At 73.1% G+C, this 14495-nt stretch carries 15 protein-coding genes; 6 read left to right on the top strand and 9 right to left on the bottom strand.

Annotated elements, in window-relative coordinates; all coding sequences use genetic code 11:
• The first annotated feature begins 271 nt into the window (after positions 1-271).
• Complete coding sequence (locus AC6CKD_RS03600) at positions 272-1252, top strand: helix-turn-helix domain-containing protein (protein WP_498325053.1); 981 nt, start codon at positions 272-274, stop codon at positions 1250-1252.
• 272 nt (positions 1253-1524) lie between these two features.
• On the opposite strand, the gene def is transcribed toward AC6CKD_RS03600, so the two are convergent.
• From def to AC6CKD_RS03560, 8 genes are all read right to left on the bottom strand, one after another.
• Positions 1525-2166: a peptide deformylase gene (gene def, locus AC6CKD_RS03595; protein WP_498325052.1), complete on the bottom strand. Its 642-nt coding sequence runs from the start codon at positions 2164-2166 to the stop codon at positions 1525-1527.
• 65 nt (positions 2167-2231) lie between these two features.
• Positions 2232-3242 carry a tetratricopeptide repeat protein gene (locus AC6CKD_RS03590; protein ID WP_498325051.1) on the bottom strand — a complete coding sequence of 337 codons (1011 nt, stop codon included), beginning with the start codon at positions 3240-3242 and terminating at the stop codon, positions 2232-2234.
• Positions 3243-3359: 117 nt separating this feature from the next.
• Positions 3360-4619 carry an HD-GYP domain-containing protein gene (locus AC6CKD_RS03585; protein WP_498325050.1) on the bottom strand — a complete coding sequence of 420 codons (1260 nt, stop codon included), beginning with the start codon at positions 4617-4619 and terminating at the stop codon, positions 3360-3362.
• A complete protein-coding gene (locus AC6CKD_RS03580; protein WP_498325049.1) occupies positions 4616-6244 on the bottom strand; it encodes an HD-GYP domain-containing protein in 1629 nt (542 codons plus the stop codon). Before AC6CKD_RS03580 ends, AC6CKD_RS03585 begins: the two co-directional genes overlap by 4 nt.
• Before the next feature lie 228 nt (positions 6245-6472).
• Positions 6473-6811 carry a mycothiol system anti-sigma-R factor gene (gene rsrA, locus AC6CKD_RS03575; RefSeq protein WP_498325047.1) on the bottom strand — a complete coding sequence of 113 codons (339 nt, stop codon included), beginning with the start codon at positions 6809-6811 and terminating at the stop codon, positions 6473-6475.
• Entirely contained in the window at positions 6808-7452 is a 645-nt protein-coding gene (locus tag AC6CKD_RS03570) for a sigma-70 family RNA polymerase sigma factor (protein WP_008741505.1), read from the bottom strand. The genes rsrA and AC6CKD_RS03570 overlap by 4 nt, the downstream gene beginning before the upstream one ends.
• A 268-nt stretch (positions 7453-7720) precedes the next feature.
• Positions 7721-8383, bottom strand: coding sequence for an alpha/beta hydrolase family protein (locus AC6CKD_RS03565; protein WP_498325045.1), 663 nt, complete (start codon positions 8381-8383; stop codon positions 7721-7723).
• Positions 8384-8432: 49 nt separating this feature from the next.
• Complete coding sequence (locus AC6CKD_RS03560) at positions 8433-9248, bottom strand: SOS response-associated peptidase (protein ID WP_498325044.1); 816 nt, start codon at positions 9246-9248, stop codon at positions 8433-8435.
• 53 nt (positions 9249-9301) lie between these two features.
• Here AC6CKD_RS03560 and AC6CKD_RS03555 point away from each other — a divergent pair, with 53 nt between their 5' ends.
• From AC6CKD_RS03555 to AC6CKD_RS03540, 4 genes are all read left to right on the top strand, one after another.
• Positions 9302-10015 (top strand): M50 family metallopeptidase, encoded by a 714-nt coding sequence (locus tag AC6CKD_RS03555; protein ID WP_498325043.1) that lies wholly within the window; start codon positions 9302-9304, stop codon positions 10013-10015.
• A 79-nt stretch (positions 10016-10094) separates the two neighbouring features.
• Positions 10095-11456, top strand: coding sequence for a 3-phosphoshikimate 1-carboxyvinyltransferase (gene aroA, locus AC6CKD_RS03550; protein WP_498325041.1), 1362 nt, complete (start codon positions 10095-10097; stop codon positions 11454-11456).
• 8 nt (positions 11457-11464) lie between these two features.
• A complete protein-coding gene (gene rsgA / locus AC6CKD_RS03545; protein ID WP_498325039.1) occupies positions 11465-12475 on the top strand; it encodes a ribosome small subunit-dependent GTPase A in 1011 nt (336 codons plus the stop codon).
• A gap of 137 nt (positions 12476-12612) precedes the next feature.
• On the top strand, positions 12613-12936 hold the full coding sequence (locus AC6CKD_RS03540; RefSeq protein ID WP_112447780.1) for a DMT family transporter: 324 nt from the start codon (positions 12613-12615) through the stop codon (positions 12934-12936).
• Here AC6CKD_RS03540 and AC6CKD_RS03535 read toward each other — a convergent pair.
• A complete protein-coding gene (locus AC6CKD_RS03535) occupies positions 12902-13486 on the bottom strand; it encodes a TetR/AcrR family transcriptional regulator (protein WP_498325037.1) in 585 nt (194 codons plus the stop codon). The two genes, AC6CKD_RS03540 and AC6CKD_RS03535, sit on opposite strands and share 35 nt — an antisense overlap.
• 133 nt (positions 13487-13619) lie before the next feature.
• On the opposite strand from AC6CKD_RS03535, the gene hisN reads away from it, so the two are divergent.
• Entirely contained in the window at positions 13620-14423 is an 804-nt protein-coding gene (gene hisN / locus AC6CKD_RS03530; protein ID WP_498325036.1) for a histidinol-phosphatase, read from the top strand.
• The last annotated feature ends 72 nt before the right edge of the window (positions 14424-14495 follow it).

Below are 14495 nucleotides of genomic sequence, written 5' to 3'. Positions count from 1 at the left end.
GTGACGGCGACGCGGGATCCGGAGCTCGGATGACCCCCGTCGGCCGGACCGGCCGGACCGGCTCGGTCCGCTGACCGGCGGCACGGATCTGCCGGTCGAGGCGGCGCTCGCGCAAAGCCCCGTCAAGGGAGGGGGCCAGCAGGAGGGCGGCGACGGCGAGAACGGTCAGGTAGCTCAACAAGGTGTTCATGACTCCACTCTCGCCAGGGCGGCCGAAACCCGACAGTGGCAGGACTGTCACAGAAGAGCGAATTACTGCCACACTGGGGTGATGCTGAAGCCTTGCCCCCTCCACAACGTGGCCGTGGCCGTGGTGAACGGGGTCACCCCCTTCGAGATGGGCATCTTCTGCGAGGTCTTCGGGGTCGACCGCAGCGCCATGGGCCTGCCGACCTACGACTTCGCCGTCTGCGCGATGGAGGAGAACCCGATCACCGTGGGCGACGGCCACTACCGCCTCACGCTCCCCCACGGACCCGACCGGCTGGAGGAGGCGGATCTGATCTGCCTGCCCGCCGACCGCGGGGCCGCCACCCGGGTGTACCCGGAGCCGCTCCTGGAGTCCCTGCGGCGGGCCGTCGACCGGGGCGCGCGGGTGCTGAGCGTGTGCAGCGGGGCCTTCATGCTGGGCGCGGCCGGGCTGCTGGACGGCCGGCGGTGCACCACGCACTGGATGCACGCCCCGGCCCTGGCCCGCCGCTTCCCGCGGGCCAGGGTCGACCCGGACGTGCTCTACGTGGACGAGGGCCCGGTGATCACCTCGGCCGGCACCGCCTCCGGGATCGACGCGTGCCTGCACGTCGTCCGGCAGGAACAGGGCGCCGAGGTGGCCAACACCATCGCCCGGCGGATGGTCGTACCGCCGCACCGGGACGGCGGGCAGGCGCAGTACATCCAGCGCCCGCTGCCCCGTACCTCCTGCGACACGGTGGGCGAGGTGATCGGGTGGATGGCCCGCCACCTGGAGGAGGAGATCACGGTCGAGCAGCTCGCGGAGCGGGCCCACATGTCCGCGCGGACCTTCGCCCGCCGCTTCCTCCAGGAGACGGGGACCACCCCGTACCAGTGGGTGCTGCGCCAGCGGGTCCTGCTGGCGCAGGAGCTGCTGGAGGCCACCGACGAGACGGTGGACGCGATCGCGGGGCGCTGCGGGTTCGGCACCGCGGCGGCCCTGCGCCACCACTTCCTGCGGACGCTGAGCACCACTCCGAACGCCTTCCGGCGCACCTTCAGGGGGCCGTCCGCGGCCTGATGTCCGACCGACTTGATGAAGTGGTCGGGAAGCCCTTCCCTTCTTGATCGTTTTCGCCCTACCGTTTGCTCGTTCGCATACGACAGGGGATCCCATGACTCGCACCATCGGGGCCGCCGGCCGGTACCCGGCCACGCCCGACCCGAGCGACCTCGGCTGGGACTAGGCCCGTACCGCTCCACGCGAAAGGCGCCCCGCTCCTGACCAGGAGCGGGGCGCCTTTCGCGTACGTGAACACGTACGGGAACGCGAACGTCATCGAGAAACGTCGGCTACGCGTTCGGAACCGTCTCGTAGCGCGGGGTGCCCTCTTCCATCTGCCGCAGCGCGTCCTTGCGGTCCCGCTTCGAGAGCCGGTCGATGTACAGGTAGCCGTACAGGTGGTCGGTCTCGTGCTGGAGGCAGCGCGCGAAGTAGCCGGTGCCCCGCACCTTGATCGGGTTGCCCTGCGCGTCCTGGCCGGTCACCTCGGCGTAGTCCGGGCGGGCCAGCGAGGCGTAGGCGGTCGGGACCGACAGGCAGCCCTCGTTCGAGTCGTCCAGGATCCGGGCGGCCGCCGGCAGCTCGACGAGCTTCGGGTTGATCACGACGCCCGTGTGGCGGTTGCCGTCGTCGTCCGGGCAGTCGTAGACGAAGACCTTGGCGTCGACGCCGATCTGGTTCGCGGCGAGGCCCACGCCCTCGGCGGCCTTCTGGCTGGCGAACATGTCGTCGATCAGCTGCGCCAGCTCGTCGCCGAACTCGGTGACGTCCTTGCACTCCCGGTGCAGGACCGGGTTGCCGACCACCGTGATCGGGCGGGCGGTGCCGCGCTCGCGGTGGGCGAGCTCGCGCGCCTCACAGTCCTCGGTGTCGACGACGTACCCGTCGTTCACAACCTCGACCTCGACCACGTCGTTCTCCTGCTGCGCCATGTCCGCCGTACGCCTTCCGTAATTCCACCAGTCACCGATGTGCCGGTACAGACTACGGCCCCGGCTCAGCAGACTTCTTCGAGATCCCGCCACTCCCGGCTGTCCGGACTGTCCGCGACCCAGCCGTCGAGCAGCCCGCGCACCAGGCCCGCCGGCGCCGCGATCCCACACTCCCGCTCGGGCACCCAGAGGGATCCGGACCCGGTCGTGCGGTGCCCCAGCGGGCCGGGGTGGCCCGGTTCGCTGTGGTCGTGCGGGTCGAGCTGCTCGCCGTCCCCCTCGCCGCTCGGCATCGCGCTCTCCGAGCAGGTCCGGCACAGCAGCCGCACCGAGGAGGACCAGTCCTCCGCGGCGAAGCCGGCGTCGGAGGCCAGCTGCTCCAGGGCGTTGCGGTCGGCCTCGGTGGCCGCTTCCAGGAGCACCACCCAGGTCGGCACCGGCGAGGGCGCCCACAGCTCGATCTCGTCGAAGACGGGGTACGAGGGCCCGGCCGCGGTGACGCGCTCGCCGTGCGGGACGCCGTCGTGCAGGACGACCTCGCCCCAGCGCCGCCCCGAGGAGGGCAGCGGGATCGACAGGACCTCCATGCGGGCCGGGTCCAGCCTGCGGCCCCAGACCACCTCGGCCTCGCCCTCGGGCGACAGCCGTACGGCCGCGCTGCCGAGCTCCATGCCGACCGGTTCGCCGTTGGAGTGACCGCCGCCACCGCCCGGGCCGTGCGGGTCCCCGGGCACCTTGAGCCCGTACGCCTGCCACGCCCGGCGGGCGAGCGGCCAGTCCTGCAGCGCGGTCGCGGCGATGCCCACGTTCCACCAGTCCGGGGCGCCGGTCTCCCGGTCGAGCAGGGCCACGGCACGCAGCCCGGCGGCCCGGGCCTGCTCCCAGTCGTGGCGGAACTTGTGGAGCAGCGCCAGGTTGAACCAGGACTCGGACAGCCAGGGTTCCAGGTCCGCCGCTCTGGTCAGGAGCGCGCCCGCGTCCTCGTACCGACCGTCGCCGATCAGCGTGAACGCGCGGTCGGTGGCCTGCCGCCACGAAGCGGAGGGCCGATGCCGTACCTTCCCGAAGATCCTCACGATTCCCGCCTGCCGGACACTCTTGCTCGGGACACTCCTGCTGCGAACACTCCTGCTGGGAACACTCTCACTGGCATCCAACCATGCCCACTCGGACAGCCGCTCATTACCCATGGGTTACCCAGGCGGGACGGGTCCGACTCTGGCACGTCCGCCCCGTGCGAGCACCCTGGCGAGACATTCCACGACTTCCGGCTGATAGTCGCGCCCGGTCCCCAGGCGCAGCCGCTCCAGGGCCTCCAATGAGCCGCCCGGGTGACGGGCACCGCCGACGAGGTCGTCGTACGCGTTGACCGCGCGCACGATCCGGGCGGCGACGGGCTGGTCGAGGTACGGGTCCGCCTGCAGCTCCACCACGACCGCGACCTCGGCCGGGACCCCCGTCTGGCGGGCCACCTCCCCGCCGAGCCCGGCGATCCGGCGGGCCTCCGCCTCGGGCAGCTCGGCGGTGGCACCGGCCGGGACCGGGTCGACGAGGGAGAGCTGCCCGATGTCGTGCATGAGGGCGGCGTACTCCAGCACCGTGAGCTCCCGCTCCGAGAGGCCCAGCTCCCGCCCCACGGCGCAGCTCAGCGCGGCGACCCGGCGGGAGTGGCCGGGCCGGGTGTAACCGGCGATCTCGGTGGCGCGGGCGAGGGAGGTGATGGTCTGGCGGTAGGTGGTGCGGATGGCGGTGATCCGGTGGAAGGACATCTGGGTCAGGAGCAGCGGCACGCTGAAGACGGGCACCGCCCACAGGCCCGCGACGGCGACCCCGAGGGCCATGACCACGCCCGTGGCGCAGATCGCGGAGCCGATGCCCAGCTGGGCGCGGAGCTCGTCGCGGAGCAGCGGGGCGAACGGCCAGCCGGTGCGGGCCCCGGCGAGGGCGGCGCCGAGGACCGCGTCGCACAGGGCGGTGAGCCCGAGGAGGAAGACCAGGAAGAGCACGAGGTACGGGCCCTGGCCGACCCAGTGCTCCAGTCGCCCGGAGTTGTAGAGCGGCTGGAAGCAGACGGCGGCGAAGGTGACCGTGAGGACGCGGCGGGCCAGGTGGTCGAGGGCGGGGCCGCGGCCCCGGGCGATGTGCGGGACGATCCCGAGGAGTGCGGCCGTGACGACCACGGCGACGATCTGCAGGACCCCGTGGTGCGTGGGGGCGCCGGCGTTCTGCCCGAGCAGGGCGTACGCGAGCGCCCCCGCGGATCCGAGCGGCGCGGGCTGCTGGCGCGCGGCGTCGCCGCTGTCCCGGCGGGCCAGCTCGCCGATGGTGATCAGCGTGCCGAAGGCGAGGGCGTTGCCCGGCTCGACCAGGCCGTTCCACACGGTGTGCCCGAGCGCGGCCACGGTCAGCACCGCGGCGGCTCCGCGCACGCTGCCGGCGGCCCACCCCCTCACGCCTTCGCTCCCGCGGCGGGGGCGGACGGGGAGCCGGGGGCTCCCGGCGCCTCCTCGACGGCCGCTCCGGGCTCGGCGGCGGGCGCCGGCGCGCAGTGGCAGGGGTCCCCGGCAGCGGCGGCCGGGAGCGCGCTTCCGGCCCCTCGGGCCTGGGGCGCGGTTCCGGCCGGGGCGGCCTGGGCGGGCAGTCCGGTCAGCGCCGCACCGGCTGGCACGGCCTCCCGCACGGTCCCTGGGGCCCCGGCGGCGGGCACCTCGCCACCGCCGGCCGGGATCACCTGGAGGTCGTCGTCCGAGGTCACCTTCGGATGCCAGCCCTGGCGGCCGATCGCGTCGACCAGCGCCCGCACCATCTCCGGGTCGAACTGGGCCCCGGCGCACCGTTCCAGCTCGGCCAGCGCCACCGGGACCGGCCGGGCCCTGCTGTACGACCGGGTCGAGGTCATCGCGTCGAAGGCGTCGGCGACCGCCACGACCCGGGCCAGCACCGGGATCTGCTCCCCGGTCAGGCCGTACGGGTAGCCGGAGCCGTCCACCCGCTCGTGGTGGTGCAGGATCGCCGCGCGGGCCTCTCCCAGGAACCCGATCCCGCGCACCATCTCGTGTCCGTACTCGGGGTGGAGTTCGATGATCCTGCGCTCTTCGGGGGTCAGCGGACCGTCTTTGCGCAGCAGCCGCGTCGGGACGCCGAGCTTGCCCACGTCGTGCAGGATCCCGGCGATGCGGACGACCTCGAGGCGTTCCTCGCCCATGCCCAGCTGGCGGGCGATCATCGCCGAGGCCTGGCCGACCCGCTCGCTGTGGCCGCGCGTGTAGCGGTCCTTGATGTCGACGGCCTGGACCAGCGCCCGGATCGTGGCCTGGTGGGCGGCGCGCTCGCGGTGGTACTGGGCGAAGACCCAGCAGGAGATGTACATCGGCAGCAGGACGAGCAGTGCGGCCGGGAGTCCGTACGGGCTGCGCCACATGACGGCCATCATCAGCCCGGCGAGGCCGTGCACGCAGTGCGGGGCGAGGGACCGGGTCGGCAGTCCGCGCCAGGCGGTGGTGGCGGGCCGGCGTTCGGCGGCGGCCAGGATGCCGCCGTCGAGGGCGGTCAGCACCAGGCAGAAGGCGACGGCCGCGGCGGCGGCGGGCAGCATCACGTACGGGAAGTCGGCGACCCAGGCGGCCGGGCCCGCGGGCCCGGCCGGGTCCGGCGGCCCGGTCCCGCCGAAGGAGCCTCCGCCCAGCGCCTCGGTCCCGCCCAGCAGCCCGTACACCTGCCCGGCGGTCCAGGCGGCTATGGACTGCTGCGCCCCGTGCCAGACGCGCCGCACCCAGGCGGGCCGCGCCGTCACGGTCCCGGCGAGTCCGCCGGGCAGCGCGACGAGGGCCGCGGCCGCAGGAGGCAGGAGGAACACGGCGGCCAGCACCACGGGGAAGAAGGAGCCGAGCCCCTCGGGCACCCGGCGGCCCATGAGCGGGCAGATTTTGACGAGTTCGCAGCCGAGGTAGAGCACGGAGAGCAGGCCGACGGAGGGCCACGGGGTGGCGGAACCGGTGACGGCGGGCGTGACGCACGCGCAGGCCGCGAGGACGGCGCACAGGACGTAGGCGCGCGCCAACGGCGGAAGTACCCGCATGGCGCTCTCCTCCCCATGAGCCGTGCAAGTCAGGTACGAATCAAACCAGTACCGAATGGGGAGAATAAGTGGGCCCGGGAGCGAGGTGGGCCACATTTTCGCATTGCGCCATGCGGACGCCCCCGGATTACCACCTTCGGGTGAAGGAAGTGCCCTTCCGGGGGCGGCTGTTCGGGATTGTTCAATCGGGTACCGCTTCACCGGCGCGGGTGGCCGGTTTTCGGCTTTTCAGCCCGACGCGGATCCCGGCATCGGCTCGACGACCGCCGGCGCGGGCGGCCCGGCCGTGATGTCATGATCCGGCACGGCCTGCCCCGAACGGATGAGCTCGATCCGTCCCATCACCTTCGAGCGCAGGTCGGTCGGCACGTCGTCCGACCCGCAGCAGCGCTTGACCAGCTTCTTCACGGCCTGTTCCAGGCCGTACTTCTCCAGACAGGGATTGCACTCGCCGAAGTGCGCCTCGAACTTCGTGCAGTCGCTGTCGGGCATCTCCTGGTCCAGGAACTCATAAAGGTGGTCCAGGACCTCGGAGCACTCCGTCTCGTGCGCATCTCCGCAGCTCATGAGCCCGAGCCTTTCAGGTCGTTCGACTCTCCCGCGCCGGCCGGGACGAGCCCGCGCTCACGGGCGTAGTCCTCAAGCATTCCACGGAGTTGACGGCGGCCACGGTGCAGTCGCGACATGACCGTACCGATCGGTGTACCCATGATGTCCGCGATCTCCTTGTACGCAAAGCCCTCTACGTCGGCAAGATAGACCGCGATGCGGAACTCCTCCGGAATGGCCTGGAGCGCTTCCTTCACATCGGAATCGGGCAGGTGGTCGAGAGCCTGCGACTCGGCGGAACGCAAGCCCGTCGACATGTGCGACTCGGCGCGCGCGAGCTGCCAGTCCTCGATCTCCTCCGCCGCACTGCGCTGGGGTTCGCGCTGCTTCTTGCGGTACGAGTTGATGAAGGTGTTGGTCAGAATGCGGTACAGCCACGCCTTCAGGTTGGTGCCCTCGCGGAACTGGTGGAAGGACGCGTACGCCTTCGCGTACGTCTCCTGGACCAGGTCCTCGGCGTCGGCCGGATTGCGCGTCATGCGCAGGGCGGCCGAGTACATCTGGTCGAGGTAGCCGAGGGCGTCCCTCTCGAAGCGCGCATTGCGCTCCGGGGTCGTCTCCTCCGCGTGGCCTTCGTCGGTCCCGGCGACAGGACCCACCTCCTCCGACTGCGTGGCGACTCCGAAAGCGGACCCGCTCGAATCGGAGAATAGTCGACCATCCCGGTCGCCCGCCGCCCGAGCCGAGCCGCGCTTGGGCGCGGGCAGCACTGTCCAGTCCAGGTCAGCGGCCTGCGGACGGTTCTGGCTGATGACCTGGGTCATGCGGTGCCTCTCCTCCGACGTCTTCCCGTACGTACCGACATCCGGGACAACAGAAGGCCGCTGCGGCACATTCCCGGGCGGGGCACGGGTTTCGGGACCAACGTCACAACGGCAGCCGGCCGAGCCACCCGGCCACCGCCCCGGTGATCACCGCCAGTGCCTCCTCCTGGGTGGGACCGGTCCTCTTCGGCACGGCGAAGCCGTGGTCCCCGCCCTCCACTTCCACCAGCTCGTACGGGGCTCCGCGCGCTCCCCGCGCCGGGAACTCCTCCGGCAGCCCGAAGGCGTCGCGGCCGCCCTGGACCACCAGCGCCGGCCGCCCGGCGCCCAGCAGCTCGTGCGCCCGGGACTTCTCCGGCCGGCCCGGCGGGTGCAGCGGAAAGGCCAGCGCGAGCACCCCGGCCGCGCCCAGCTCCGCGGCGGTCCGGCAGGCCACCCGGGCCCCGGCGCTGCGCCCGCCCGCGACGACGGGCAGCCCGGGCTCCGCGAAGGCGGGCCACAGGGCGCGCCAGCCCTCGTCCAGCACCTTGGGCGCGGCGGCGACCTTCTTCCCCGCGACCCGCCAGGGCTGTTCGGCCAGCGCCACGGTGACCCCCAGGGCGGGCAGGGCCGCGGCCAGGGCCTCGAGGTCCCGGGCCTCGATCCCGCCGCCGGCTCCGTGGCCCAGGGCGAGCACCAGGCGCGCCGTGCCCGCCGGGGCCGGGTGCCAGGTGACGCGGGCCTCGCCCGCCGGGGTGTCGACGCTCTCGGTGCGCGGGCTGCTCATCCCCCGATCATGCCGGTCGGCGACGGCCGCCGGGGGGAGCGCCGGGCCGTCAGAAGAGCGTGCCCTCCTCCGGCCCTTCCAGTTCCTCCAGCAGTTCGGGCCCGTTGTTGCGGACGTTGCTCGCGGCCGTGGACACCGGATAGGCGCGCATGAGCCCGCCGGGCGGCGGGGCCAGCAGGGCCTGGAGCTCGTCGGGGTCGGTCCGCGCCGGGTCCAGCCAGGCGTCCCACCGGTCGGGGGTGAGCATCAGCGGCATCCGGGGGTGGATGTCGGCGAGCGAGCGCGGGCCCTCGGCGGGGGCGACGCCGAGCGGACCGGTCTCGGCCTCGGCGGTGATCACCGAGCAGGTCGCCCACCAGGCGAGCGGGTGCTCGTCGGGCAGGGTCCGGTCGCGCCAGAACTCGTATATCCCGGCCATGGCGAAGACGGAGCCGTCGCTGGGGAGGACGAAGTAGGGCTGCTTGCGCGCCCGCTTCTTCTTGCCCTCGGTTTCGAGCTGCCGCTCGTCGTGGGCGGTGACCCACTCGTAGTAGCCGTCCGCGGGGATGATGCAGCGGCGCTGCGCGAAGGGGCGGCGGAAGGACGGCTTCTCCGCGATGGTCTCGGACCGGGCGTTGATCATCCGGGCGGCGCCGTCGGGATTCTGCGCCCAGGAGGGGACGAGGCCCCATTTGAGGACCCTCAGCTGGCGAACCGGACGCGGGTTCGGAGCGTCTTTCAGTGGACGGTCGAGGACGACGTGGACCTCTTTCGTCGGAGCCACGTTCCAGTCGGGCGCCAGAGCCTCTTCCGGCTCCCACCGCTCCACCCCGAACACCTCGGCCAGCTCCTCCGGCCCCCGACTCGCTGCATACCTTCCGCACATGGCTGCCACACTGCCATGTCACCCGATTGCCACCGCAAGGAGTCCGCCACCTCATGAACACCAGCACCACGGCCGGCCTGTGGGACCGGCTCACCGGCATACAGGCGGCGCCCGACCAGTGGCTGGTGATCGCGACGGGGCTGGCGGCGCTCGTGGCCGTGGGCCCCCGGCCGGTGTGGCGGCTGTCGCGCAACGCGATCACCATCGCGCACGAGGGCGGCCACGGGCTGCTGGCCCTGCTGACGGGCCGCAGCCTGGACGGGATACGGCTGCACTCGGACACCAGCGGGGTCACCGTCAGCCGCGGCAAGCCCACCGGCCTCGGCATGGTCCTCACCGCCGCCGCCGGGTACACGGCGCCCTCCCTGCTCGGCCTCGGCGGCGCGGCCCTGCTCTCGGCGCACCGGATCACCCTGCTGCTGTGGGCGGCGACCGCCCTCCTGCTGGCGGTGCTGGTGATGATCCGCAACGCGTACGGGCTGCTGTCGGTGCTGGCCACGGGCGCCACCTTCGTACTGGTCTCCTGGCTGGCCCCGGCGGACGTGCAGGCGGTCTTCGCGTACGCCGTGGTGTGGTTCCTGCTCCTCGGCGGCGTCCGGCCGGTCTTCGAACTGGGGGCCAAGCGCCGGCACGGCGGGGCGCCCGACTCCGACGCGGACCAGCTCGGACGGCTCACCCATGTGCACCCGGTGGTGTGGCTGCTGCTCTTCCACGTGGTGGCGCTCTCCTCCCTCGTCGGCGGCGGCCGCTGGCTGCTGTCCCTCTGACGGGCCGGCGGGTGTCCGGCCGCCGAGACTCCCAGGTGATCAAGATCTGCGGCGATGGGAAGCCACTAAAGTGGTGGCCATGACCGAGACCCCCGCGCTCCCCGCCCTCTGGCCCGCCCCGCTAGCCGACGCCGCCGTCCGGGCCACCGTCACCGTGCCCGGGTCCAAATCGGTCACCAACCGCGCCCTCGTGCTCGCCGCGCTCGCCTCCGAGCCGGGCTGGGTGCGCCGCCCGCTGCGTTCGCGCGACTCCCAGCTGATGTCCGACGCGCTGCGCGCGCTGGGCGTCGGCATCGAGGAGACGGTCTCGTCCAGCTCCGCCGGCGAGGGCGACAACGGCGAGGCCTGGCGGATCATCCCGGCCGCGCTGCACGGCCCGGCCACGGTCGACGTCGGCAACGCGGGCACGGTCATGCGCTTCCTGCCGCCCGTCGCCACCCTCGCCGCCGGCGACATCCGCTTCGACGGCGACCCGCGCTCCTACGAGCGCCCCCTCGGCCAGGTCATCACGGCGCTGCGCACGCTCGGCGCCCGCATCGACGACGACGGCCGCGGGGCGCTGCCGCTGACCGTCCAGGGCGGCGGGGCCCTGGAGGGCGGGACCGTCGAGATCGACGCGACCAACTCCTCGCAGTTCGTCTCCGCGCTGCTGCTCTCCGCCCCGCGCTTCAACCAGGGCGTCGAGGTCCGGCACGTGGGCACCAACCTGCCGTCCATGCCGCACATCCGGATGACGGTGGAGATGCTGCGCGCGGCGGGCGCCCAGGTCGACACCCCCGAGTCCGGCGGCGAGAAGAACGTCTGGCGGGTCGCCCCCGGCGCCCTGCTCGGCCGCGACCTGGTCGTGGAGCCGGACCTGTCCAACGCGCAGCCCTTCATGGCGGCGGCCCTGATCACCGGCGGCACGGTCACCATCCCGGACTGGCCGCGGCGCACCACGCAGCCCGGTGACGCGCTGCGCCGGATCTTCACGGAGATGGGCGGCTCCTGCGAGCTGACGGACGCGGGCCTGGTCTTCACCGGCTCCGGCAAGATCCACGGCATCGACGTGGACCTGGGCGAGGTCGGCGAGCTCACCCCGGGCATCGCGGCGGTCGCGGCGCTGGCCGACTCGGAGTCGGTGCTGCGCGGGGTGCAGCACCTGCGGATGCACGAGACGGACCGGCTGGCGGCGCTCACCAAGGAGATCAACGGGCTGGGCGGCGATGTCACGGAGACCGCGGACGGTCTGCGGATCCGCCCGCGCACGCTGCACGGCGGCACGTTCCACACGTACGACGACCACCGGATGGCCACGGCCGGCGCGGTGATCGGCCTGGCGGTGGAGGGCGTGCTCATCGAGAACGTGGCGACGACCGCGAAGACCCTGCCGGACTTCCCGCAGATGTGGGCGGACATGCTCGCCCGGGCCGAAGCGGCTCCGGCAGGCGTGGGAGCGTAGGGCCCGTCATGCGCAGGTACGGGAAGCACACCGACGAGGACGACATCCGCCAGCGGCCCAACCCCAAGGGCAACCGGCCGCGTACGACCATCCGCCCCAAGCACGAGGACGCGGCCGAGGGCTTCGTCCTGACCGTGGACCGGGGCCGGCTCACCTGCCTGGTCGAGGACCGTCCCGTGCACGCGATGAAGGCCCGCGAGCTGGGCCGCAAGGCGGCGGTGGTCGGGGACCGGGTCTGGATCGTCGGCGACCTGTCCGGCAAGAAGGACACCCTCGCGCGCATCGTGCGGATCGAGGCCCGCAAGTCCGTCCTGCGGCGCACGGCCGACGACGACGATCCGTACGAGCGCGTCGTCGTCGCCAACGCCGACCAGCTCGCCATCGTGACGGCGCTGGCGGATCCGGAGCCGCGGCCCCGGATGATCGACCGCTGCCTGGTGGCCGCGTACGACGCCGGGCTGGAACCGCTGCTGGTGCTCACGAAGTCCGACCTGACCTCCGCGGACAAGATCCTGGAGATCTACTCGACCTTCGGCCTGAACTACGTGGTCACCAACCGCGACGAGCTGGCAACGGGTGACGCGGCCGACCGGGTGCGCGAGCACCTGAACGGCCGGATCACCGCCTTCGTCGGCCACTCCGGCGTCGGCAAGACCACGCTGGTGAACTCGCTGGTCGCCGAGGGCCGCCAGCGCGCGACCGGCGTGGTCAACGCGGTGACCGGCCGCGGCCGGCACACCACCACCTCGGCGCTCGCGCTGCCGCTGCCGGGCGGGGACGGCTGGGTCATCGACACCCCGGGCGTCCGCTCCTTCGGCCTGCACCACGTGGACCCGTCCCGGGTGATCCTGGCCTTCCCGGAGCTGGTGCCGGGCACGGAGGGCTGCCCGCGCGCGTGCAGCCACGACGAGCCGGACTGCGCGCTCGACAAGTGGGTGGAGGACGGCCACGCGGATCCGGCGCGGCTGTACTCTCTGCGTCGGCTGCTCGAGACCCGGGAGCGCCGCGAGGGCGACTGACCGGGCGGGGCGAGTGATCGATGGCCGATCGACCGGCGGGGTTTGTCGGCCCCGATGTCTGGTAAATGCATACTCGCACCAAGTGACGCTGGGGCCCGGCCCGTGAGCGCGTCACACGACGCGGGGAGGCATACGCCATGGCGTGGCTGCTGGTCGTGGTCGCCGGGATCCTGGAAACGGGGTTCGCGGTCTGCCTCAAGCTGTCGCACGGCTTCACCCGGCTGTGGCCCACCATCGCCTTCGCGTGCTTCGCGCTCGGCAGCTTCGGCCTGCTGACCCTGGCGCTGAAGAAGCTGGACGTGGGGCCCGCCTACGCGGTGTGGACCGGCATCGGGGCGGCCGGTACGGCGATCTACGGGATGGTCTTCCTCGGGGACCTGGTCTCCACCCTCAAACTCGTCTCGATCTCGCTGGTGATCCTCGGCGTCATCGGGCTCCAGCTCTCGGGCTCGTCCCACTGAGGCCCGTCACACCGAGCAGGGGCAACAGCCCGGCGTGGCCCGGCCCCGGCGGCTCGGCCGGGGCGATCAGGTAGGACAGCGCGAGCCGTACGGCGAGCTCGCACCGCTGCGCCCCCTCCGGCGCCCCGAACGCGGCGCCGGCCCGCTCCCGGACCCCGCGGATCAGCTCGGCGGGCCCCAGCGCGGGCAGCCCCGGCCGGACCCCGCGGCCGGCCGGGACGGGTAAGTTGCCGTTCCAGCACCCCGTCAGCAGGGCCCGCACGAGGGGCCGCTCCCGGCCGGCGCGCACGGTCCACTCGACGACCGCGGCCAGTCGCTCGGCAGCAACGCCCGAGGAGGCCAGGGCCCGCTCCACCCCGTCGAGGTACCAGGCGGCGTCGCGCCGGACCAGCGCGTGGCCCAGGCCCGTCTTGCCCGCGAACTCGTTGTAGAGGGTCTGCCGCGAGACCCCGGCGGCGGCCGCCACGTCGACCATCCGCACGGCAGGCCACGGGCGCGCCGCGAGCGCCGCTCCCGCCGCTTCGAGCAAGGACTCCCGGGCCGTCGGCACCGTCGCCTCCCCTGTGACGTCTCCGGTCGACGTCTCCGCCAGAGTTGACGGACCGACAGATCCTGTCAAGGGTGCCCGTGCCGCTCCGTGGACGCCCGCCACGGCGGCGCGGCCGCCTGGGTAGGGTTCTGGCATGCCCGAGTATGACGATGACCTGCGCCTTGCCCTCGAACTCGCCGACGCGGCGGACGCCGCCACGATGGAGCGGTTCCGCGCCCTCGACCTGAAGGTCGAGACCAAGCCCGACATGACCCCGGTGAGCGAGGCCGACACCGCCACCGAGGAGATCATCCGGGCCGGGATCTCCGCCGCGCGGCCCTCCGACGCCATCCTGGGCGAGGAGTACGGCCTCAAGGGCGACGGCCCGCGCCGCTGGGTCGTGGACCCCATCGACGGTACGAAGAACTACGTGCGCGGCGTTCCGGTGTGGGCGACGCTGATCTCCCTCATGGAGGAGCAGGCCGACGGCGCCTTCCGCCCCGTGGTCGGCGTGGTGTCCGCGCCGGCGCTGGGCCGCCGCTGGTGGGCGGCGCGCGGCCGGGGCGCCTTCACCGGCGGTGCGCTCGGCGAGACCACCGCGCTCGGCGTTTCCAAGGTCGCCACCCTGGGCGACGCCTCCTTCGCCTACTCCTCGCTGAGCGGCTGGGAGGAGCAGGGGCGGCTGCCCGGCTTCCTGGATCTGACCCGCGCGTGCTGGCGTACCCGCGGCTACGGCGATTTCTGGCCGTACATGATGGTCGCCGAGGGCTCGCTCGACCTGTGCGCCGAGCCGGAGCTGAACCTGTGGGACATGGCGGCCCTGGCCGTCGTCGTGGAGGAGGCCGGCGGCCGCTTCACCGGCCTGGACGGGGTGGACGGCGTACACGGCGGCAACGCGGCGGCCTCGAACGGGCTGCTGCACACGGAGATGCTGGACCTGCTGCACCCGCGCGGCTGACGCGTACGGGGCGGGCGCGCGCCGGCCGCGCCCGCGGCCCGCGCCGTACGCGCCGAAAGCGCCCCTTACGCG

The organism is Streptomyces sp. GQ60, from assembly GCF_059758875.1.
The sequence above is the reverse complement of the archived record's forward strand: the minus strand, read 5'-3'. Positions and strand labels throughout refer to the sequence as shown.